The following is a 21,542-nucleotide window of genomic DNA, read 5'->3' as shown; positions in this document are numbered from 1 at the left end:
ATGAACAAACAAACTTTACTATTGATCTTACTGCTCTTTACCGGCATCGTGAATGCCAGGGAGCTCGAATACAACCAGGTATTCTTCGAAAACTCCCTGATGAAAAAAAGCTGGTTCTACAGTGAAACTTCTTATGAATCTCCCAGCTTTGTCCTGAATATTCAAGGCAAACTTCCGGTAGAGAATAAGGAATCTTTTACCCCGGGAAATAGTTTGCAGCTGACTTACCAATCCGCTCGGAAAGGCCAATGGAGCGCCCGGCTGATGTTCCCTCAATGGCGTGGAAAAGACTTCATCAAAAATGGCAACTCTCTTTTTCTGCATTTATATGTAGCGGATGAAACACCCCGAACAGAACTGCCTAATATTTCCATTGAACTGAAAAACAAAAAGGCATCAAAAGGACTTCCTCTGGGTGGTTATCTAAAAAATTATTCCCCCAAAAAGTGGATGGAAATAAAAATACCGATGAAGGATTTCGACGATGGTTCGTCCATTAAAATTCAGCACAGTGAGGATATTCAGTCCATTGTATTTCAACAGGCTGCCACCGATGGAAAATCTCATCGTCTACTCATCGACCAAGTGGAAATTCTACCGGAAGAATGCGCCAATCAACTACCGGCGACACCGGTTTTGAAAACGGCAAAAGGCTATGAACAACACGTCGATCTGAGTTGGAATCCGGTTAACCCGGAAGATGTGAAATATGTGAAAATCTACCGCTCCAAAGACAATATCCATTTTCACCCAGTTGCTGTTCAAAGTCCGCAATATGCCTCCCGTTATGCTGATTTCGCCGGTCTTCCGGGGAAAACATATTACTACAAAATCAGTAACCTAGATTACCGTTACCGTGAATCGGAATTATCTCCTTCGGTAAAAGCGACGACTCATATCCTGACGGATGAGGAACTACTGGATATGGTGCAGGAAGCCTGTTTCCGGTACTACTGGGAAGGAGCCGAAGCCAACAGTGGCCTGGCGTTGGAAAATATTCCCGGTAGGAAAAACATGATTGCCACCGGAGCTTCCGGTTTTGGTCTCATGGCGCTTATCGTGGGGACAGAAAGGGGTTTCATTACGCGCAACCAGCTGATTCACCGCTTAACTAAAATTGTTTCGTTCATCGAAAACGCAGACCGTTTCCACGGGGCGCTTCCCCACTTTCTGGATGGCCCTGCCGGGAAAGTGGATCCGTATTTTGGCAAATACGATGACGGCGGCGATTTGGTGGAAACCTCCTTCTTCATGCAGGGCTTATTGGCTGCCCGGCAATATCTCAATCCGCTGAATTTACAGGAAGAGCAACTTCGTGGCCGGATGACAAAGATATGGGAAAGTGTGGAATGGAGCTGGTACAAGCAATATGCCGACAGTCCGTTCCTTTACTGGCACTGGTCACCCGATTATGCCTGGCACATCAACCACCGGCTGATTGGCTGGAACGAAACCATGATCACTTACCTGTTGGCCATTGCCTCACCCACGCATTCGGTTTCGCCGGAAATGTACTACACCGGTTGGGCCAGCCAGGATACCATTGCACAGAAATACCGTTCGGCCTGGGGCAAAACAGAAGATGGCTCGATGTACACCAACGGGAAAACTTATTACGGTTTGAAACTTGACGTAGGCGTCAGCAATGGCGGGCCGCTGTTTTTCACTCATTATTCGTTTATGGGCTTCAACCCGCATCTTTTTCAGGATAAATACACCCATTATTTCGATAATAACCGGAACATCGCTCTAATCAACTACCGTTATTGTTCCGAAAATCTAAAAGACTATACCTACTACGGAGAAAATTGTTGGGGACTCACCGCCAGTGACGGACCGTGGGGGTATAAGGCCCGCGAACCCGTTCAGAGAATGGACGACGGCACCATTGCCCCGACAGGTGCTATTGCCTCTTTCCCCTACTTGCCGCAAGCCTCAATGAAAGCCCTCAAATATTACTACCGTGATTGCGGTTCATTTCTGTGGGGCGAATATGGCTTCCGCGACGCCTTCAATTTGCAGGAAGACTGGTGTGCCAACATCTACATGGGACTGAATCAGGCACCGATGATCGTGATGATAGAAAATTACCGCACCGGCCTGGTTTGGAAGCTATTCATGCAAAACAAAGAGGTGCAAAAAGCGGTCAACGAAATTCAAACCATTAAGCAATGACGATGAATGTCCTGACTAAAAACGATAAACTCAAAACACGATGAAAGCTGGCTATTTTTAATCATCATCCTTACGGGAATTCATATCTTTCCGGCTAACGCTCAAACATCAAAAAACGACAACAGTCGCAGCAACGAAATCCCGGTTTATGATGATGGAGTATTGGGCGGCTTGTTTATGTCCCGCAAAGGGGGGATTGTCCATTATTCCAGCGCCGACACAACCGGAGGAAACAGTTGGTCGTTTTTATTGAGCGTTGGCTAAAATTCAGGCTCTTTTGGTTTTTCAGCGTTGGTTTTGCGTGTCGGCAAAAACCAAATGTGCCTGAATGTGCGGCTGGCTTTCCAGCATGGCACACAACGGGTCGTGTATGTTTAGTAGCGGATTGCGAGCAAGTCACCGTCAAACCGCTGCGCATTTTGATCGGGCTAAAAACCTTGATATTTAGAGCTTTCCTTGCCATTACTTATACAAAATATTGAACTTAACCTCACTGGCGTTCGGTGGTTTTTGAGGCCACCGAAAATCAGTATCTTTGAGGCATTTAACCATTTAAAATAACGTATTATGACAAATTTAAAAAAAGATTTGAACAGGAAGCGGTTTTTCGCAATCTAAGTGAAAGGACCCGTAAAAGTTACTGGTGGCACATTGCCGGTTACAGTAGCAGTCAATCCCATAGAGTATAGCTTTGAACAGCAACGGGTAAGCCCAACACGAATTAAAACACAATTGGGCGTGCATTTTGAGCGCAGTTACCCTAAAAAAGGCAGTAAGTATGCAAACCTACCGCCTTTTTTCAGGGCCCAACTGTGCCTTAATTCCTAAAATGTTGCCAGTAGTGCTTTGATTTCGCTATTTGAATTCTTCCCAATATTCTTTTGGTGTTACAATTCTTGTTTTGTTAAAGTTTTTCATTGTGAAATCGTTAGTATTTCCAGTGATTATAAAGTCAGCTTTTGAAATGTCAGCTAGTTCTAAAAGTCTGTTGTCGGGTTCATCTTTGATAATTTTCAGTTTTTCTTTCGGTTCGTAGATTTCTGAAATTTCGCTTAATCTAGCAATAAGAAAGTCCACATTTGTTTTAAAGTCCGCAAATTTCGAAAATTTTGGTCGGTTTAAAACCTCTAAATATTCTTGAATAATTGGGTTTGAAATACAAATAATTGCGTTTCCATCGATACAATGGTCAACGATTAAATAAGGATAATTTTTTTGGATTAGGGAAGATACAATTACGTTGGTATCAAGAATTATTTTTTGCATTCCTGTACGCTTTTATTTCGTCATCTATTTCTTCCATTGTCATTTTGGAAAGTCCATATTTATTAGCTAACTGAATGCTTTTTTCCAGAGTTTGTTTTGTTATTTTCTTTCCTATTATTTCAATCAGTTCAGAAAAAGACAAGGTGCTTTTATTCAGACCCAATTGATTGAATTCGAAGTCCGATATTTGGATGTTTACAGATTTCATAATTTTCTATTTAAATTAAATTCAAATTTACGAAATTTTCGCGACTTTTTTTCTTGCATTACTGGCAACGTTGAGTATATGCAAAGTAGGCGATTGCGGGCTTCAAACTTATCAAACCGATGCAATTTTGAAGCGGACTACAACCGTTGAATTTACTACCATTTCGCCTATTTTGTATATACATTGTTGAACTTAACCTCACTGGCGTTCGGTGGTTTTACAGGCCACCGAAAACCAGTATCTTTGAGGCATTTAATCATTTAAAATTCATATTATGACAAATTTAAAAAAAGATTTAAACAGGAAGCGGTTTTACGCAATCTAAGTGAAAGGACCCGTAAAAGTTACTGGTGGCACATTGCCGATTACAGTAGCAGTCAATCCCATAGTGTATAGCTTTGAACAGCAACGGTTAAGCCCAACACGAGTTAAAACACAATTGGGCGTGCACCCCGAATGGGAACTACCCTAAAAAAGGCAGTAAGTATGCAAACCTACTGCCTTTTTTCAGGGCCCAACTGTGCCTTAATTCCTAAAATGTTGGGGCGTCGTGCTTTATTTTTCTTTTTCAATTATCTGGTCAATTTGGTTTTTATTATCGGGTAAATAATTTGTTGCAATATCCCAAATTATTTCATAATCAACCCCAAAATATTCATGTGAAACTCTGTTTCTCAGATAGTACATTTCTTTCCATGGAACATCAGGATACTTTTCTTTAATTTTATCATCTAATTTTATCGAAGCTTCTCCAATAATCTCAAAATTTCTGATAACTGCGTCAACTGTTTTATAATCTCTTTTAAAATGCTCAAAATCGTAGCTTTCTATATATTCAGCAATACGGCTCATCGCAGTCTGAATATCATCAAGGAACATTTTGTAGCTACGCTCTTCCTTTTTCACATTACACGTATTTAACTTGATTTAAGATCCTATCCTTGATTTGTTCCTTTAATGCATTTTTAGTCACTAAGTCAATTTTTCGACCGAAAATATTCTCAAGATAAATCTCTAATGAAAAATATTTCCATCCGATAGGTCTTTCAAATTCAACGAGTAAATCTATATCACTATCATCCGTATAGGAATCATCCGAAAAGGAACCAAATAATCCAATCTGCTTAACAGAGTAATCTCTGTATAAAATTGGCTTTAAATCTTTCAACCTATTCAATATATCGTTCTTAGTAATCATAAATCCAAAGATACAAATTTTTAATTTACAGACGAATCTGTCTTTTTAGCATGCCAAACAACGGTTAGCGGTATGAAACGTTAGGAATGCTTACCGCATTCTTGTCGGCTGGCGAAGAAATTTAGTGCGGAGCAGAAACTTTTCGTAAGCAACTATACCCCAATGGTTTATTGCCGCATGTTGGATATAATTTTTGTTTTTGCTATTTTCCAGATCGCGATACAATTTTTATTATGCAATCTGCAATTTGATTAACAAATTTCAAAGAAATATCATGTCCCATTCCATTAATTATGCATAATTCAGCTCCAGGAATGGTAGCTGCCACTTCTTTGCCTGCCTCTAAAGGTACCACCGGATCTGAATCACCATGTATTACCATAACAGGCATTTTTAATTTTGAAAGTTCTGGTCGTCTGTCGCAATTATCTCCAATAAGAACTGCTGCTACCTGTCTGTTCACAGCTGGAGGATCCCAATTTCTGTATTTAACATGCCGCTGAGCCCGCCTCATGAGTACTTCGTCACTATCAACTGCACCAAGCACTTTATAGACATTTACCAGGTAGGTTACCAAACTATCCTCATTTGAGCTCGAAGGAGGTGGTGTTGCCATGGCAGCTAATGCTTTCCCGTCGCCCTGAGGACGTTTGGGATTTCCTGATGAAGCTGAAATGCTTGTCAGAGACAGTACCCTATCAGGAAAATGAATAGCTATAAGCTGGGCTATAGCTCCGCCCATGGAAGCGCCTACAATGTGCGCCTTTTTAATATTCAGCGCATCCAATAATCCGATGACATCTTTGCCCATATCCAGAAGTGTATAGGGCAGTGGAGCAGATTTACAGGTTCCTACATATGGACCAATGGCATTCCAGTCAGGCTGTCCCAATGAATCAAGATGTGTAGATAATCCTATGTCTCTGTTGTCAAATCGTATTACATAAAACCCTTTGGACGCCAACTTTTGACATAATTCTTTGGGATAATGAAGCATGGTTGCTCCTGTACCCTGTATGAGAATAATTGCTCCATTATCTTTATTCCCAAAAGCTTCATAGGCGATAGTAATTCCATTTGAATAAACTTCCCCTGATTGTGCAGCAATATTGTTAGTTGTCAATATGGTTATAAGACTGACAATAAAAATTTGTTTAAAGTACATTATTTTCATCTTCATATGAATATTTAGTTTATATAATTTGTTCTTTTTCAAGTTAAAATTGCAACCAACGTATGTATATATATCCCTTATATGCGTCTTTCGTGTAATTCATTGTAAATCTACCTTTTATCTTGTAAAAATACGTCCAACAGACTTTTTATTTTTGCAAGTATTGCGAACCAACAAACATAAATCCTCTGCCAAGTTCTAATAAAAAGTCTTCTATATGCCGGATTAGTTTTTTCTCTAATTCCTTTTCTAAAATTGGTTTGCGTTCCGGTACTCCCAGAAATTCAAAAACATAAGGATTTTTTACAATGTCTTGAGGTTTTGATATTTGTTGTCCTTTTTGAGATAATTCTAAAAGTTCCTTCTTGTTTGTTTCTCCTTTTGAAAGTAATAGTCGCTCATACAGTGAACTATCAATTTGTCTTTTTAATTCTCGAACTGACCAAGATGAGTTGACTGTTTCTTTTTCATAAAATCCCCTTTTCTGAGAATTTTCGATAATCAAGAGTTCACATATATGAGACCAAGTTAATTGTCCAGACAGTGTCTGGACATTTGGATATTACAAGTAAAACTTTCTCATATTGAAAAGATTAGACCTTGAAAATCCTTTTCCAATTTCCTCAGTTAATTGTTTTGATAATTCAAGGATTATTTGTCTTGATGAAGAATTGTCGATGTTATTAACCTTTTCATTTTCAATGATTGTCCTTCCAATATTCCAGTACGCTGTAATTAGCTCATTATTAACATTTATTGCTACTGATTTTCTTGCAGAGAAAATAATTTCTTTAATGTTTTCAATCAGGTTATTTTGATTTTTCTGTATATCTTTTTTCATATGTGTAAAGATAATTATTTTTTGTATTGCCTGATTTTCAAGCTTGGCGTTAACGGTTGGCGGTATGAAACGTTGGGGATTTCGAAGCTAATTCCTTATCAAGGTACAACAGACTTTGATGCGAGAACTGAGGTTCCAATAACCAATTAGTCCCCAAGGTTTTATAACCGCGTGTTGGGTGTAGTTTTTTATTCAATGATTCTGTTTTTCAAATCCATTCTTTCATGTAGAATCCTCGTTATTTCAATCGGTTTATCTTTAGATTTCCTGTAAAATATAATGTGTCTATTTGCTTTTAGTCCAAACAGTTCTTTTGTTATTCCTTCATACGTTTTTACCTAATTCTGGGTTATCCGCGATGTCTTGACAAATTTCAAGCAACAAACTATAATACTTATCCGCTTGCAACTCAGACCAATTATTGAATGTATAGTCCCAAATTCCACTTAAGTCCTCAACTGCTTTGTTAGTCAGTTTATATTCAGCCATTATTTTTCTTTTTGGCTTTAAGTTCTTGAAGGTGTTTTTCCGGGTCGAAATCATGAGCAATTCCGCTGTCTATTCCTTCTTGAATAGCATTTCTCAATGCTATGACCTTACTTTCTTCGTTCTCCAGAAGTCGTAACCCTGCACGGATGACTTCACTAACATTTTTGTATCTACCTGCAGATACTTGAGTTTGCACAAATTGGTCAAAATAATTTCCAAGCGATACTGAAGTATTTTTCATATCAAATAATTTTGTCTAAAATTACCAATTTTTGGTAAATAATTCAAATCTATCCTGCTAAAACAAATCTTGAGTATCTATAAAATTAATTTTCATTATTCTCTGATGAATCTGAATGTTAGATTTAACACTTAGTCAATTCATTATCAATCAAATGTGCATTGTGTCGCAAATTACATACAACGTAGTTGTATACTGCAGGTGCGTTTTATATCGTATATATGCTTTGTTTTTCAATCGTCTGTTAATCTATGTTTTACCCTTCAAAAATACGTCCAGCGGACTTTTTATTTTTGCAAGAGATTTAGTGCTCACGTGGGTGTAAATCTCTGTTGTTGTACTCGGTTCATGTCCTAATACCTTTTGAAATACGCCCGTAACTGCAATAATAAAGGGGCAGAGAGCAAACTGTACCGGTCTTTCTTTCCTTTCGCTCCTTCAATTCGGATTAGCCCCCTTTGAGAATCAATGTCTGTAGGCCTTAAATGGATCAATTCGCTTCTACGCAACCTGGCTGAGTAAATGAGCGATAAAATGCATTTATGCTTAATGTTGCTGCACTTTGTTATGATTGCTGTATTTCCGGTTTGATTCATCCGGCAGGAGGCCCACGATGTAACCCTGAAAACGTATGCTGATTACAACGGTTTAATTTTTATGTTCCGGAAATGAACCTCATTCCCATGATCCTGCAACAGAATATGACCGTCTTTGAAATTACCGAATCCTTTGTATGGTTTGTATTTGCTGTACGCTACCAGGGCATTCCACATCTGGTTATTACGTACATATTCCACCTCTTTCACCCCGTTCAGAAAATGCATGACCGTATCACCGCGCACCTCGATTCGTGCCCGGTTCCAGGTATCAATCCCGTTGAAACGTTTGACCATCTGGGCCGGATCAAAACATTGTGCATTGGCCGGAATCAAATCATACAGCGAAGCCAGCGTCCGGTTTCCATCCACACCCAGTTTGGCATCGGGATGCCGTTGATCGTCCAGTAACTGATACTCACAACCAATGGATGAACCCGGCCCTTTATTCAAACCGGTTTGCACAAAATATTTAATACCCGAATTGGCTCCTTCGGTAATATTAAAATCGACTTCCAGAATAAAATTGGTAAAACGACCAGATGTAATAATGTCACCACCGTTGGCCGATTCCTTTCCATCAGACGCTTTGACGGTTAACACTCCATCGGCCATGGCCCAGCCTTTATCAGGGAAATTTTCACCACGCGCACTTCGCCAGCCTTGGTTGGTTTTACCGTCCCACAGCAACATCCATCCATGTTCCTTTTCCCAATCGGTAAGTTCGTTATTCAGATAGCTGACTTCTTTTACATCAGGCACCGGTTTTCGTTCAGCCTCCAGGTTATCCGTCATGATCCGGATATTCCGCCACCGGATTTGCTTACCGGCATGTGCCTGATCATCGCCAATGGAATGTACCTGCAAAGCAATAAAACCTTCGGGGTCCATGTCGTCCACCAGGTTGGCACAGGGCACACCGTTCAACCAGGTCCGGATAGTATTGCCAATGGCCTCGACCCGGTATTTGTTCCAGCCACCTTTTTTGAAAGCCGTCTTCGCCTTCTGATTATACTCCATCGGATAGAGCCAGCCACGACGAGCTTCGTCATAAATTCCAGCCGACCAGGCCCGCTCCGAATCGTCGCACTCCACCTGGTAGCCATGTACACGGCCATTTTGATAACCCGGTGTACTCAAACTACGGATCTGTACGCCAGAGTTCAGGCCTTCATCCATTTTCATTTCATACTCGAGAATGAAATCACCGTAATTTTTCGTGGTGGCCAAAAACGAGTTGGAAGTATTGGTAACGGTCGTTCCCACAATCTCTCCATCGACAACTTCATAGGGAGCTTTACCATTTAATTGTTCCCAACCGGATAAATCTTTGCCGTTGAATAGATTCTGCCACTGACCGTTTCCCGCGAGAGCGGGTGTAGCTATTAAACAAAAAAACAGGGAAAATAATGTGTGTGTTTTCATACGATTAGTTTTGTTTATCGGTTAAGTGTCCGTATTGAATTCGCATGGTTCCAATCATTACCTGTTGAAGTTGATTTTCTGTCATGCTCATTTCACGTGTCCGGTTTGTTCGCTAATTGATCCGATGAAGACGAAAATAACAGAAAATCATGGATTTTCGTTAGCACAAAAGGATTTTTTGCCTCCACATGACGTTATAAAAAAAGGGCTATTATTCCAACTTCGAAATAATTGCCCTTCCCGATATAACAAAATGACGACTTAACCCCTTCAGACTGCTTGCATGGTAACAGCTTCAGACGAAGCTGATTCCCCTTGCGTATCAACGCTTCTCATCACATAACTATGCGCCTGATTATCGTTTACCACGTCTTCGTAAACAAAAGGTTCCATGGTGGTTTGCGGGCGATAAGGCACTTGTCCTACCTTTTCGCCATCACGCCATACATCATACCGATCGAGGGGCGATGCACCGGCATACGCAGTTTGCCAGGTCAGGACCGCTTTCCGGGCACTACCTTCATTTCGTTGCTGAAGGGCCACATCCCGTGGAGCTGACAGCGGCTTGTAGCTCATCTGAAAATAGTTGGTCTTTCCGCTTTTCACCATGTTCGCCATCTTTTCAATCTTATCCCGGTCGGATAGCGACAAACTATCCGGTCCCACTTGAGCTGAAGCTAAGTTTTGGGTCAACTGACAATCGTGGTGCGTTTCACTGATGTGACCAATTCCGATAATGGCGGTGTGAATGCCGGGTGTGGTGAGCGAGTACTGGACCAGTGGCGTACTGGGCAGCGAGGAACTTCCCACGGTCCGCACCACATCTTCCGGGTTGTTCGACCACGTGGCCGGCTTGGTGTACATGGCACCATCCGCAAAAACCTTCATGGCAATTACACCCATATTTTTGGCTGCTGCCACCGGAATCACATTGTTCTGCATATTAAAGTTCAGCTTGTCGTTGGCATTAATCGCCACCAACATGCCATCCAGCAATTCGTATTTATCCCGCTGAATCATCGCCATCATCAAAGCGGCGTCGTAGTGTCCCGAAAAGCCAATGTGCCTGATTAGCTTCTCTTCTTTCGGATTGAGGCCGGTCAAATTGGTGCCATCGCGCACATCACGCAAAGCTGCCAATGCGCCGATCCGGTCCGCATTCGGGTCCGGGTTATCCAGGCCTTCGTATACGGCATCCAATTCCTGCCATGTCGACAAACTGTGGATCAGCACCATATCGAGGTACGCGCCTTGCGGATAATTGCCTTTGCCATCGCCAAATATCTGCGAGAGCGAACGGTGGACATCATCCAGGGTCTTCGAACCATCGGGCCCGTTGGTACCGTTATGGATTCCCTCCACGTTATCGCCACCTTTGGCATAGCGAAGGTGCGTTTTGGAAGTCAGAAAAATATCCCGGCGGGCGTTTTCCCGATATCCGGGCAAACCGGGAACCATATTTAACTTACGGAATGCCTTTCCGTAATTCATCTGGCTGGGACCGTATACATTCGAAGTATCGTAATAATTCACGCCCAGTTTGTGCGCTTTCAGAATAATGGCCACCGGATCAACATCCGACGGCGTCCACTGAATCGATGCCTGGCCGCCCAATCCAAGGGTAGTGACTTCGAAACCCGTGCGGCCAAATACCCGTTTCATTGGATTTTCGACCACCAGGCTACCCCGGCTGATGTAGGGAATCATGGAAATGCCAAAAGCGGCCGTTGCTGAAGTACGGATAAAACGGCGCCGGGAAATGTTTTTGGTTGAATTTGCTGCCATCCTGAACAAGTTTAATGTGTTTTGAACATCGTTAGTTATGCTACTTTCCGGGAATAAAAGCCATCAGTGCCCCGGCAGGCGGTGCACGTCTCCCCGGTATCACACTTTCGTGAAGCTCTTCTATTCTCCTCCGTAGAATTCACTTTGTATCAACAACAAAAACAAAGGAAAAGTTCACCTTGCGTGCTGGAAATCAACACAAAGCAACAAACACCAATGAAAGTAAGGCGTTACAAAGCTTCGGCAACCGGATGTTCTTCAAAATAGCGATACACCTCGTCGTAATTCTTCGTTTCCATGAGTGCTGCCCGTATGTGAGCCGCATTGGTAAATTGATTGAGGTAGATCTTGTAGAAGCGTTTCAGGATATTGAAATTCTTTTTACCACTCCAGGTTTGTTCAAAAAGCCGGGTATGGTATAGCAGCATGTCAGCGCGCCCGGCGGGTGTTGGCGAAGTCCTGCCGGGTTGAAAAAACCAGGGATCATGAAAAATACCACGTCCAATCATCACACCGTCCACACCGGTTTGTGCCACGCGGTCGATTCCCTCTTTCCAGGAAAAAACATCACCGTTCCCCAAAACCGGGATATCGGTTTCCCTTTCGTTGCGTATCCGAACGGCCTTAGCAATTTCGTTCCAATCCGCCCTTCCATCCGATTGCTGATTTTGGGTACGGCCATGCAGGGTAAGGGCCGCCGGATGGGTATCGAGCAATTGATTGATCCACCGCTCCGTCTCGTGCTGACGAATTCCGGTCCGGGTTTTTACACTCACCGGAAGATGCGTCCCCTCTTTGGTTGCCAAAACAATCTCCTTCGCCAAATCGGGTTGGTCAATCAGCGCACTGCAAGCTCCCTGCTTCACAATTTTCTTCACCGGACATCCCATATTGATATCCAGGCCATCGAAATCGTAATGCCTGGTAATAAACTGTGCCATATCGTGGTAGATCTCCGGCGTTTTTCCCCAAACCTGGGCCACCAGTTTGATGTTGAGCTTTCGCAACAGTTCCCGCTCCGACTCATTTACAATCAGACGCTCACTTACGCGCTCACGTCCTGCCGGGTGGTTCAACCCTTCCACCGAAGTGAACTCCGTAAAAATCACATGCAATTTTCCCGGATCGGCCATCTTCATCACCACTTCCCGAAAAACCGTATCGGTTACATCTTCCATCGGGGCCAAACAAAAAATGGGCCCCTCAATCCGGGTCCAGAAATTCTCTGCCACTTGCTGCATGTCACATCTAAAAATTAAGAATGGTCCTTAATAACGGAATGCAAAAATAATCCATCCGTCCGAAACTGCAAATGAGAGAACAACCCAAGGTTAAAGTTGCCAAAGTTAGAGGTTAAACTTCGTCGTTACAAGGTTTCTGTTGCTCGAAGAGTTTTAAGGGCCCGGGCGTAAGGGTTAAGAAAATCCATGGGACACCGTCACTGCAAGGCCGACATAAGAAGCCGCGGCAATCTGTTCGTAATTCCCCTGGCTTAAGACGTAAGGTGAAGGGCCTTCAGCATTTTCCTTCCGAACGTTCCCGCCCCATGTAAAGGGCGCTAAGATTTTCGCGGAGAACGCAGCATCCGTCCACCAAGACATTGTTCCCAAAACAGTGACCACATGGCACAGGCCTGTCAACTGCATGTGCCCCACAACAGTCACCGGGTTGGTTTTAGTAGCGCCACTTGGTTTTCTCTCCAAAAGTATAGCTGACTTTCACCTGGATGGTCATAAAATGCTCCTTGGCTTTGAAGTACGCAAAATCAATTTTGCCCGTGGTTTCATTTACATGATAATCCTGAAAGCCATCCAATCTATCCGTATCTACCAGTGTCCATTGTCCTTCCAAACCGGCCCTCCAATGATCATCAATATGATATTTCAAACCACCTGAAAAGAGATAAACCAACCGACGCTGATTATCGTCCGGCGGCAATCCCTCCCAGGAGTCAATCAGGTTGGTGGTCAGCTGGCCAATGCCGGCCTTCACAAAAACATCTGTTTTTTATTTTGCCTGGCCGGCATGAAGAATGAACTTAAATACCCTACGGCTGACAATGAATAGCAGGTTGTACCCGTAATAAAGGAGAGCGGAGGAAACTTATCCTTTGCCGGGTCATAGTCTTGCCAACACTAAACAATTAACAAAACGAACGATCCCGCCAGAAATTGTGAATGCAAATCTAATTTATTTGTTACGTTGGATTACTTATATGTCTTCTAAATTGCGTAAATGATATGGGATCTTATTATTGACAAGGTTTAAAAATAAAAAGTCCGGGCAATGACTGCCCAGACCTTCTTTTGGTGATCCCAGCGGGATTCGAACCCACATCGTCAGAACCGGAATCTGAAATTCTATCCATTGAACTATGGGACCAATGGTATGTTTGCAAATATGACAATACGCCGTGATTTTGCGAACACAAAAATAGCAATATTCTTCAAACCCAAAATCCTGCGTTCCGTATTTTTCTCGGGACCCCCGAAATTATTCAGCCTGTCAGCCCATCGTTGGCCAGAAAAACCTGGAAACCAGCGGGGCTATTTCAACAAAAAATTAAATAAATTCGGGATGGCGTAATATACACAAGAAAACCATAATTTTGGTAAATACTGCTTAACACGAAATTTATGATTTCGCAAAAGACACTTGAACAATTCCGCGAGGAATACAACCAGATTCTGAGTTCAGTTGAAACAACTGGTTTTACACAACAACAACAAACTTTTGAGCAATGGAAAACGCACAATGAAAAAGTAGTGGAAAATATCCTGCTGCTGGGGCAATCGTTGGATATGGAGGATGGGGAAATGCGCATGGCCGAAATTCTGGCGTTGTTTCACGACATTGCGCGCTTCCGCGATGTTTCAACCTCGCCGTATTACCCAAAATTAACTGAAACAGGGCACGCTGAAGCCGGTGCCGAATTGCTGTCGTTGCTTCCCCCGTTTAAAGGGCTGGAAGCCGCCAAACAGGAGATATTGCAAAAGGTTACCATCTTCCATAACAAACCCGAGTTGCCCAAAAAAGAAAATGAGTTGGTGCTGTATTACCTCAAACTGCTGCGCGACGCAGATAAGCTGGATGCCCTGCGCATGACAGCGGAATTTCTGACCTTCCGGGATGTCAGGCTGGACCCGGCCGACACATTGCATTTATCGAAAAGCCCGGCCATCTCGGACAACATTTGCAAAGCCATCATCAATGATATGGTGCCAAAGAAGGAAGAGATCGTCACGTATAACGACTACGTTCTGATGCAGCTCTCGTGGGTTTTCGAGTTAACCTACCGGAAAACCTACCTGATGCTGAACCAGAGACAATACATAAAGCGGTTGTACGACGCGCTGCCCAAAAACGATAATATTATTGACATATACCGAAAAATACGTATTCATATCGAAAACCAACTTTTCTGATGATGCAACAGATCATCCACATCGAAACCGACAAACACAACGGATTACATGGTCCGCGTAACTACCGTTCGGTTGTCGTAACCCTGATTGAAAGCCGTTAGCCTATGACCCGTCAGCTATTCTGTTTGTGTAACGAAGTGGAGGAACCGGAAGTGAGAAAAGCTATACGGAAGGGAGAACTTTATTTTGTCCCTGCCGTATCGGAGGCCACCGGTGCCGGTACAGGCTGTGGCCGGTGCCGTTCGCGCATTCAGGAGCTAATCGACGAAGAAAAGGAACGGTTGCCCGCCATCCGGCAGCTGAAGTTAGAGTTTTAACTTCGTTTCAGGTTGCGCTGCGCGATTGCCAAGGTTACTGGTAGTTTCTGTTACCACTATTGTCCGGTTCTCAACAACGACTGCTCAGTTGCGGTCGAAAGGACATTTCTATTTCAATCTCAATTAGCGTAATTTGTGCGGGATTGGCCTGTGCGTTGGAAAATTCAGGTAATCCGTTTTTATAAAGAAAAGGGCAGCCCGAAAAACAGGCTACCCTTGAATATATCAATCAACTCTTTTTCTACATGAGGAAGCTGAGCAAGACACCGGCAGCCACTGCCGAACCGATCACACCGGCAACGTTTGGCGCCATGGCGTGCATCAGCAAGTGGTTTGAGGGATCTTCCTTCAGTCCCATTTGTTGTACCACACGGGCCGAATCGGGCACAGCCGAAACACCGGCAGCTCCAACCATCGGGTTAATCTTGTTCCCTTTCTTAAAGAAAAGGTTCATAAACTTCGCTCCCAAAACTCCTCCTGCTGTAGCAATAACAAAGGATAATGCCCCCAGGACAAAAATCTTGATAGACGAAGGCGTCAGGAACACGTCAGCCTGCGTAGAAGCACCAACAGTGATTCCCAACAAGATGGTAATGATATCGATCAACGCATTGGAAGCCGTTGCAGCCAGTCGCTTGGTCACACCCGATTCTTTCAGCAGGTTACCGAAAAAGAGCATTCCCAGCAACGGGAGCGCCGTCGGGGCAATGTAAGCCGTCAGCAATAGTCCCACAATCGGGAAGAGTACTTTCTCCAGCTTGGTTACGGCGCGTGGAGGTTTCATTTTGATGAGACGCTCTCTTTTACTGGTCAGCAATCTGATAACGGGCGGCTGAATTACGGGGACCAGCGCCATGTATGAATATGCTGCAATAGCAATGGGGCCAATCAGGTTTCTCACCACATGTCCGTTGGCCATCACATTAATACCGTTGGCCAGCTTGGATGAAATAAAGATAGCGGTTGGACCGTCAGCGCCACCGATAATACCGATAGCACCAGCTTCCGGCGGAGCAAACCCGAGATACAATGCACCAATCAATGTGAGGAAGATACCAATCTGGGCAGCTGCTCCCAACAACATTAATTTCGGATTGGAAATCAACGACGAGAAGTCGGTCATGGCCCCAATGCCGAGGAAGATAAGCGGCGGGTACCACCCCTGTACCACTCCCTGGTAAAGGTAGTTCAACACCGAACCCGGTTCGTAAATTCCCAGTTGCAGGTTAAAATCGGTTACCTGGAACATCGGGATATTCCCGATAAGGATACCGATACCGATGGGAATCAGCAACATCGGTTCAAAATCGTAACGGATAGCCAGGAAGATAAAGAGCAATCCCACGATGAGCATGACAAAGTGTCCCCAGGTAAAGTTGGCAAAACCGGTAAATTCCCAAAAATTAAACAATCCGGAGAGTGCCCCGTCAACATTTTCATATACCTGGCGGCTATCACCCGGTTGGCCCACCAGTTCTCCGTTTTGAAGTGCCAGGGACCGCTGGGGAAGCTGCAACGTAAAATTCTGAGTAGAATAACCTGAACGCTGATTCGGATTGGTGTTTTTCCGAAGGTGCATCAGTTTTTTGGGATTGAAGCTCATGATGATGTGATCATCAGCTATCCTCCATTTTCCTGTATATCGTTCCTTGGCCGAGTCCAGGGTAAATGAACCACTGCCATCAAACTCCAGGGTTTTAAACCGCTCTACCATGTCCACACCGGACCGGGCCGTAACCGTATCGGGGTCGATTATCGGGTTAGCGATATACCCACTCGAACGGTTAACCCACTTCCCTTCCGTTAAATCAGAAGGTTTCACCTGATCCTGGGCGAAAAGGCCGGAAACAGCGAGAAACAAGGTTAAAATTGTTAATCGTAATTTATTCATTTCAGCAAGTCTTTTCCGGGTTAAGCAATTTCGACCAAAACATCATCCTGGAGAACACTTTGTCCGGCAGAAACTTTAAGGGCAGCTACGGTGCCATCAGCTTCGGCCATAATCAAGTTCTCCATTTTCATGGCCTCCATCACCATGAGGGTCTGTCCTTTGGTGACAGTATCCCCTTCCTTCACCGCGATACTGAGAATGGTTCCCGGCAACGGGGCTTTAATGGCTTTGGCCTTCGAGCTCATTTTCCGGATTTCGCCTTCGCCGGGCGCTTTTTGAACAGGTTTCCGGACAAGCTTAGGTGTTTTGTTTCTTTTCACCTCCTGGTGAATTTCCACCTTGTATTGGGTGCCATTCACCTCCAGATCGGCGATATTATCCTCAATATCATTAATCTGAACATCGTACTGGTTTCCGCTTATGGTAAATTTGAACTTTTTCATTTTGTGTCAGTTGTGAATTTAATTTTGACAAGGACAAGGATTAGCGTGCCCAGCGGTCGTAAACTCCGTAAATTTTCGAACTCCATGGAGAATAACGCCTTCTTACCCGCTTTATCGTTACCACGTTACTTTCTTCGTCGTGCGCTGCATTCAAATACATATGAATAGCCAGCGCGATGGCGGCATTGACGTTTCCTTCGAGGTGAACTTCTTCCGCAGGTTCATCCGGACCATCCCCTTTTTTTCTTCGGAACCCTTTTAGTTTAAGAAGTTTTGGGGCATTGGTAAAAACCAATACGAGCAGTGACAAAGCAATGAAAACAATGCCAAAACCAACCACTGCAATGGTTAATCCCAATCCCTGAACATCCGCTAGTAGTATGCTTGCTATATTCATCGGTCAGTTTTTTACAATGGTATGTTCGAATGTTTTTTGGGCGGATTGGTCAACTTTTTGGTTGCCAATGCCTGTAATCCACGAACAATGCGGAAACGCGTGTTGCGTGGCTCAATCACATCATCGATGTAACCATATGATGCAGCCTGATAGGGATTGGCGAAGTTGGATTTATATTCATCCTCATGCTGCTGAACGTATGCAGCCCGCTCTTCCGGGTCGGTAATCTCAGCCAGCTTCCTTCCATGCAGGACCTCCACAGCACCCGATGCACCCATAACGGCAATTTCAGCAGAAGGCCATGCATAGTTCAGGTCGCCGCGCAACTGCTTACAAGACATCACATCGTGCGCCCCACCGTATGATTTACGCAGCGTCACGGTAATTTTCGGCACGGTGGCTTCGCCATAGGCAAACATCAGTTTCGCACCGTGGATAATAATACCAGCGTATTCCTGTCCGGAACCGGGGAGGAATCCGGGTACATCAACCAACGTGATAATCGGAATATTGAAGGCATCGAGGAAGCGAACAAAGCGAGCTGCTTTGCGCGAAGCATCCACATCAAGCACACCCGCCAGGTAGTTCGGCTGATTGGCCACGATACCAACAGGCTGTCCATCAAACTTGGCAAAACCGGTTACGATGTTTTTTGCATAGTTCCGGTGTACTTCCATAAATTCACCCACATCAACGATGGCATGAATAACATCTTTCACATCGTACGGCTGGTTCGGATTATCCGGAATAATTTCGTTCAAGGCATCTTCCAGACGATCGATCGGGTCGTAGCAATCGGTAATGGGCGGTTCTTCCAGGTTATTCTGCGGCAGGTATTCCAGCAATTTACGGATAAGCAGAATACCTTCTTCTTCGTCCTCCGCAAGGAAGTGTGCTACACCGGACTTTTGCGCGTGTACTTTCCCACCCCCCAGATCGTCAATAGAAATGTCTTCACCGGTAACGGTTTTCACCACTTTCGGACCGGTAACAAACATGTACGAGTTTTCCTCGGTCATCATAACGAAATCGGTAAGGGCCGGAGAATAAACCGCGCCGCCGGCACACGGACCAAAAATGGCTGAAATCTGTGGAATAACTCCGGAAGCCAGGATGTTCCGCTCGAAAATCTCGGCGTAACCAGCCAGTGAAGTCACTCCCTCCTGGATACGAGCACCGCCCGAGTCGTTAATTCCGATAACCGGGGCACCGGCTTTCATGGCCATATCCATCACTTTGCAGATTTTCTGTGCAAATGTTTCGGACAACGAACCTCCAAAAACCGTAAAATCCTGAGAGAAAACGAAAATCATCCGTCCATCAATGGTACCGCGCCCCGTCACGACGCCATCGCCCAGGAATTTCTTCTTCTCCATTCCGAAGTTGGTACAACGGTGGGTAACGAACATGTCAAATTCTTCAAAGCTACCTTCATCCAGCAGCATCTCGATACGTTCGCGTGAGGTAAATTTGCCTTTTTTGTGCTGGGTTTCGATGCGCTTTTCGCCGCCACCCAATTTAGCTTCAGCACGAAGGTCTATTAGTTTGTTGATTTTATCCTGATTGCTCATTGTGTTAAACTATAGATAGTGAGTATATGAAAGATTAATCACTGCAAAGTTCTGTTAGTACGCCAAAAGTGGATTTGGGGTGTAAGAAACCGATGTTCAAGCCTTCGGCCCCCTTGCGCCCTTGCTTGTCAATCAACCGGGTGCCATTCTCTTCTGCTTCGGCCAACGCCTGGTCAACGTTATCTACAGCAAAAGCAACATGGTGAATGCCAGGTCCTTTTTTCTCGATGAACTTACCAATCGGGCCTTCCGGATCGGTTGATTCCAGCAGTTCGATTTTTGTCTGTCCTACCTTGAAGAACGCCGTTTTTACTTTCTGATCGGCCACTTCCTCTACCGCATAGCATTTTGTACCCAGCAGTTTTTCATAGTAAGGAATAGTTTCTTCCAGCCTTTGAACGGCAATTCCAATGTGTTCGATATGTGATACGCTCATTGTGATTGATGTTTTAAGGTTACATCCTAATGATTAAGAATAGAATAATATCTTACAGAGGTTACATGATATCTGTCGTAGATACTTATTATAAATAAAAGAAAATTTAATTTACTAAATAATGAAATCATTCAAAAACAGAAACGGATTTTCATAGTAATTATACAAGTGCGAAGGGTTCCGCCAACCGGCGCGTGTATTGATGCGACCGGGGTCACGCAACACCTTTATGACCTCAAAAACCAATATTTCCGGGAGTAATTACAGAAATAACAGGAAGGAGGCAGAATGTCGATCCCGCCTTGCTTTCTTTATATGAGATGTATTTACTTCGCGGAAATAAATTTATAGTGCGGCCCGAAGCGTTCGAATGCTGCTTTGTCCAACTCTTCCTGATGATTCGGATGGGCAATAGATATCAACAAACGTGCACGTTCCTGCAGTGTTTTACCGTAAAGGTTTACTGCACCGAATTCGGTTACCACCCAGTGCATATTGGCACGGGTACTTACCACACCTGAACCGGGCAACAACGTCGGCGAAATCTTCGACATACCCTTGGCTGTCACCGAAGACATGGCGATAATAGGTTTGCCCCCTTGGGAATATCCGGCCCCACGGATGAAATCAATCTGTCCGCCCACACCTGAATAATGCTTAATACCTATTGAATCGGCACAAACCTGCCCGGTGAGGTCGATGGCTAAAGCCGAGTTGATAGCAGTAACTTTGTCCAGCTTACGAATGACATTCACACTGTTGGTGTGTGCCACATCCATCATGGCCACCTGAGGGTTATCATCAATAAAATCGTACAATTTCTGCGAGCCCATCAAAAAGGTAGCGACCATTCGTCCCCGATCAATGGATTTTTGTTTTCCGGTTACAACTCCCTTTTCTACCAACGGGAGAATACCATCAGAAAACATCTCGGTATGAACACCCAGATCTTTGTGATTTCCCAACTGGGCTAAAACAGCGTTGGGAATACCACCGATTCCCATCTGCAGGCACGCGCCATCTTCAACGAGTGCGGCAACATTTTTACCAATTTGAATATCCGTTTCGCTCAATTCGCCCATATCGTGCAGATGAAGGGGACTGTCATCTTCCACAAAAAAATCAATGGCATCAGTTTGAACCATTGCATCGCCAAAGGCGCGCGGGACGTGAGGATTAACGGCAGCTATTACAACATCTGCATTCTCAATGGCGGCCAAAGTAGCATCAACGGAAGTTCCCAATGAAACATAGCCATGTTTATCCGGAGGAGAACACATCGTTAAAACTACATTTACTTTCAGGTAGCCATCGCGGATTAATTTCTGTGTCTCACTTAAAAATACGGGGATATAGTCAGCATACCCGGCCTGGGTTTGCTTGCGAAGATTCGCTCCGACGAAAAACTGTTCAACAGCGAAAATGCCTTCAAATTCCGGCTTGGCATAATCAACCTCTCCTTCAATATGAAGGTGTTGGATCTTTACGTCGTGCAACTCTCCGGCACGACCCCGGTCAACCATAGCGCGAATGAGTTTATGCGGGGTTACGGCCACACTACTCAAATGCACTCGATCACCGGATTTAATTACTTTTGCAGCGTCACCTGCGGTTACATACTTGATCGGTTTCATGTGTAAATCTTTTGCATTTCGTTGCCACAT

The 21,542-nt window shown here is 44.1% G+C and carries 22 protein-coding genes, 1 tRNA gene and 1 pseudogene; 3 read left to right on the top strand and 21 right to left on the bottom strand.

Going from position 1 to position 21,542, the window contains the following annotated elements; all coding sequences use genetic code 11:
- A complete protein-coding gene (locus GJU82_RS02480; protein ID WP_153630701.1) occupies positions 1 to 2,175 on the top strand; it encodes a glucoamylase family protein in 2,175 nt (724 codons plus the stop codon).
- An 855-nt stretch (positions 2,176 to 3,030) separates the two neighbouring features.
- Here the strand turns inward: GJU82_RS02480 and GJU82_RS02475 are convergent.
- The 15 genes and pseudogenes from GJU82_RS02475 to GJU82_RS02410 form a co-directional block, all read right to left on the bottom strand.
- A complete protein-coding gene (locus GJU82_RS02475; protein ID WP_153630700.1) occupies positions 3,031 to 3,441 on the bottom strand; it encodes a putative toxin-antitoxin system toxin component, PIN family in 411 nt (136 codons plus the stop codon).
- Positions 3,422 to 3,649: a hypothetical protein gene (locus GJU82_RS02470; protein WP_153630699.1), complete on the bottom strand. Its 228-nt coding sequence runs from the start codon at positions 3,647 to 3,649 to the stop codon at positions 3,422 to 3,424. Before GJU82_RS02470 ends, GJU82_RS02475 begins: the two co-directional genes overlap by 20 nt.
- A 555-nt stretch (positions 3,650 to 4,204) precedes the next feature.
- The gene (locus tag GJU82_RS02465) at positions 4,205 to 4,555 is read right to left on the bottom strand and encodes a DUF86 domain-containing protein (protein ID WP_228488533.1); all 351 of its coding nucleotides are present in this window, start codon (positions 4,553 to 4,555) and stop codon (positions 4,205 to 4,207) included.
- 1 nt (position 4,556) lies between these two features.
- Positions 4,557 to 4,847, bottom strand: coding sequence for a nucleotidyltransferase family protein (locus GJU82_RS02460; RefSeq protein WP_010423764.1), 291 nt, complete (start codon positions 4,845 to 4,847; stop codon positions 4,557 to 4,559).
- 202 nt (positions 4,848 to 5,049) lie between these two features.
- Positions 5,050 to 6,027, bottom strand: a complete 978-nt coding sequence (locus tag GJU82_RS02455; RefSeq protein ID WP_153630698.1) for an alpha/beta hydrolase — start codon at positions 6,025 to 6,027, stop codon at positions 5,050 to 5,052.
- A 142-nt stretch (positions 6,028 to 6,169) separates the two neighbouring features.
- A complete protein-coding gene (locus GJU82_RS17335) occupies positions 6,170 to 6,331 on the bottom strand; it encodes a PDDEXK nuclease domain-containing protein (RefSeq protein WP_228488759.1) in 162 nt (53 codons plus the stop codon).
- A gap of 96 nt (positions 6,332 to 6,427) precedes the next feature.
- A pseudogene (locus tag GJU82_RS17330) lies at positions 6,428 to 6,862 on the bottom strand (DUF1016 N-terminal domain-containing protein); the annotation flags it as partial.
- 324 nt (positions 6,863 to 7,186) lie between these two features.
- Positions 7,187 to 7,351, bottom strand: coding sequence for a type II toxin-antitoxin system RelE/ParE family toxin (locus tag GJU82_RS17325; RefSeq protein ID WP_228488532.1), 165 nt, complete (start codon positions 7,349 to 7,351; stop codon positions 7,187 to 7,189).
- Positions 7,344 to 7,592, bottom strand: a complete 249-nt coding sequence (locus GJU82_RS02440; RefSeq protein WP_153630697.1) for a type II toxin-antitoxin system ParD family antitoxin — start codon at positions 7,590 to 7,592, stop codon at positions 7,344 to 7,346. The genes GJU82_RS17325 and GJU82_RS02440 overlap by 8 nt, the downstream gene beginning before the upstream one ends.
- Positions 7,593 to 7,945: 353 nt before the next feature.
- Positions 7,946 to 8,188: a tyrosine-type recombinase/integrase gene (locus GJU82_RS17845; protein ID WP_373921425.1), complete on the bottom strand. Its 243-nt coding sequence runs from the start codon at positions 8,186 to 8,188 to the stop codon at positions 7,946 to 7,948.
- 42 nt (positions 8,189 to 8,230) lie between these two features.
- A complete protein-coding gene (locus GJU82_RS02430) occupies positions 8,231 to 9,613 on the bottom strand; it encodes a DUF1080 domain-containing protein (protein WP_153630696.1) in 1,383 nt (460 codons plus the stop codon).
- A gap of 270 nt (positions 9,614 to 9,883) precedes the next feature.
- Complete coding sequence (locus GJU82_RS02425) at positions 9,884 to 11,398, bottom strand: aldo/keto reductase (RefSeq protein ID WP_153630695.1); 1,515 nt, start codon at positions 11,396 to 11,398, stop codon at positions 9,884 to 9,886.
- 230 nt (positions 11,399 to 11,628) lie between these two features.
- Entirely contained in the window at positions 11,629 to 12,639 is a 1,011-nt protein-coding gene (locus GJU82_RS02420) for a tRNA-dihydrouridine synthase (RefSeq protein ID WP_153630694.1), read from the bottom strand.
- A 433-nt stretch (positions 12,640 to 13,072) separates the two neighbouring features.
- Complete coding sequence (locus GJU82_RS02415) at positions 13,073 to 13,390, bottom strand: hypothetical protein (protein ID WP_153630693.1); 318 nt, start codon at positions 13,388 to 13,390, stop codon at positions 13,073 to 13,075.
- A gap of 315 nt (positions 13,391 to 13,705) precedes the next feature.
- A tRNA-Arg gene (locus GJU82_RS02410) sits at positions 13,706 to 13,780 on the bottom strand.
- Between the two features lie 254 nt (positions 13,781 to 14,034).
- On the opposite strand from GJU82_RS02410, the gene GJU82_RS02405 reads away from it, so the two are divergent.
- A complete protein-coding gene (locus tag GJU82_RS02405) occupies positions 14,035 to 14,823 on the top strand; it encodes an HD domain-containing protein (protein WP_153630692.1) in 789 nt (262 codons plus the stop codon).
- A 104-nt stretch (positions 14,824 to 14,927) separates the two neighbouring features.
- A complete protein-coding gene (locus tag GJU82_RS02400; protein ID WP_153630691.1) occupies positions 14,928 to 15,140 on the top strand; it encodes a (2Fe-2S)-binding protein in 213 nt (70 codons plus the stop codon).
- Between the two features lie 241 nt (positions 15,141 to 15,381).
- Here GJU82_RS02400 and GJU82_RS02395 read toward each other — a convergent pair whose 3' ends face one another.
- The 6 genes from GJU82_RS02395 to GJU82_RS02370 form a co-directional block, all read right to left on the bottom strand.
- On the bottom strand, positions 15,382 to 16,494 hold the full coding sequence (locus tag GJU82_RS02395; RefSeq protein ID WP_373921446.1) for a sodium ion-translocating decarboxylase subunit beta: 1,113 nt from the start codon (positions 16,492 to 16,494) through the stop codon (positions 15,382 to 15,384).
- A gap of 557 nt (positions 16,495 to 17,051) precedes the next feature.
- Entirely contained in the window at positions 17,052 to 17,474 is a 423-nt protein-coding gene (locus GJU82_RS02390; protein WP_153630690.1) for a biotin/lipoyl-containing protein, read from the bottom strand.
- A 40-nt stretch (positions 17,475 to 17,514) separates the two neighbouring features.
- Positions 17,515 to 17,871, bottom strand: a complete 357-nt coding sequence (locus tag GJU82_RS02385) for an OadG family protein (RefSeq protein ID WP_153630689.1) — start codon at positions 17,869 to 17,871, stop codon at positions 17,515 to 17,517.
- An 11-nt stretch (positions 17,872 to 17,882) separates the two neighbouring features.
- Positions 17,883 to 19,442, bottom strand: a complete 1,560-nt coding sequence (locus tag GJU82_RS02380; RefSeq protein ID WP_153630688.1) for an acyl-CoA carboxylase subunit beta — start codon at positions 19,440 to 19,442, stop codon at positions 17,883 to 17,885.
- A gap of 34 nt (positions 19,443 to 19,476) precedes the next feature.
- Entirely contained in the window at positions 19,477 to 19,878 is a 402-nt protein-coding gene (mce, locus tag GJU82_RS02375) for a methylmalonyl-CoA epimerase (RefSeq protein WP_153630687.1), read from the bottom strand.
- Between the two features lie 326 nt (positions 19,879 to 20,204).
- A complete protein-coding gene (locus tag GJU82_RS02370) occupies positions 20,205 to 21,512 on the bottom strand; it encodes an acetyl-CoA hydrolase/transferase family protein (RefSeq protein WP_194830946.1) in 1,308 nt (435 codons plus the stop codon).
- Between the last annotated feature and the right edge of the window lie 30 nt (positions 21,513 to 21,542).

The sequence above is a fragment of the Prolixibacter sp. SD074 genome (assembly GCF_009617895.1).
GTDB lineage: Bacteria > Bacteroidota > Bacteroidia > Bacteroidales > Prolixibacteraceae > Prolixibacter.
Note: the sequence above shows the minus strand (reverse complement) of the source record. Positions and strands in the feature narration are given on the sequence as shown.

Bases quoted from the DNA above. Each gene is read 5' to 3' on its own strand.
- GJU82_RS02480 (WP_153630701.1), top strand. From the start codon at position 1: ATGAACAAACAAACTTTACTATTGATCTTACTGCTCTTTACCGGCATC.
- GJU82_RS02475 (WP_153630700.1), bottom strand. From the start codon at position 3,441: ATGCAAAAAATAATTCTTGATACCAACGTAATTGTATCTTCCCTAATC.
- GJU82_RS02470 (WP_153630699.1), bottom strand. From the start codon at position 3,649: ATGAAATCTGTAAACATCCAAATATCGGACTTCGAATTCAATCAATTG.
- GJU82_RS02460 (WP_010423764.1), bottom strand. From the start codon at position 4,847: ATGATTACTAAGAACGATATATTGAATAGGTTGAAAGATTTAAAGCCA.
- GJU82_RS02455 (WP_153630698.1), bottom strand. From the start codon at position 6,027: ATGAAGATGAAAATAATGTACTTTAAACAAATTTTTATTGTCAGTCTT.
- GJU82_RS17325 (WP_228488532.1), bottom strand. From the start codon at position 7,351: ATGGCTGAATATAAACTGACTAACAAAGCAGTTGAGGACTTAAGTGGA.
- GJU82_RS02440 (WP_153630697.1), bottom strand. From the start codon at position 7,592: ATGAAAAATACTTCAGTATCGCTTGGAAATTATTTTGACCAATTTGTG.
- GJU82_RS17845 (WP_373921425.1), bottom strand. From the start codon at position 8,188: ATGAATCAAACCGGAAATACAGCAATCATAACAAAGTGCAGCAACATT.
- GJU82_RS02430 (WP_153630696.1), bottom strand. From the start codon at position 9,613: ATGAAAACACACACATTATTTTCCCTGTTTTTTTGTTTAATAGCTACA.
- GJU82_RS02425 (WP_153630695.1), bottom strand. From the start codon at position 11,398: ATGGCAGCAAATTCAACCAAAAACATTTCCCGGCGCCGTTTTATCCGT.
- GJU82_RS02420 (WP_153630694.1), bottom strand. From the start codon at position 12,639: ATGCAGCAAGTGGCAGAGAATTTCTGGACCCGGATTGAGGGGCCCATT.
- GJU82_RS02405 (WP_153630692.1), top strand. From the start codon at position 14,035: ATGATTTCGCAAAAGACACTTGAACAATTCCGCGAGGAATACAACCAG.
- GJU82_RS02400 (WP_153630691.1), top strand. From the start codon at position 14,928: ATGACCCGTCAGCTATTCTGTTTGTGTAACGAAGTGGAGGAACCGGAA.
- GJU82_RS02395 (WP_373921446.1), bottom strand. From the start codon at position 16,494: ATGCTCATCGTGGGATTGCTCTTTATCTTCCTGGCTATCCGTTACGAT.
- GJU82_RS02390 (WP_153630690.1), bottom strand. From the start codon at position 17,474: ATGAAAAAGTTCAAATTTACCATAAGCGGAAACCAGTACGATGTTCAG.
- GJU82_RS02385 (WP_153630689.1), bottom strand. From the start codon at position 17,871: ATGAATATAGCAAGCATACTACTAGCGGATGTTCAGGGATTGGGATTA.
- GJU82_RS02380 (WP_153630688.1), bottom strand. From the start codon at position 19,442: ATGAGCAATCAGGATAAAATCAACAAACTAATAGACCTTCGTGCTGAA.
- mce (WP_153630687.1), bottom strand. From the start codon at position 19,878: ATGAGCGTATCACATATCGAACACATTGGAATTGCCGTTCAAAGGCTG.
- GJU82_RS02370 (WP_194830946.1), bottom strand. From the start codon at position 21,512: ATGAAACCGATCAAGTATGTAACCGCAGGTGACGCTGCAAAAGTAATT.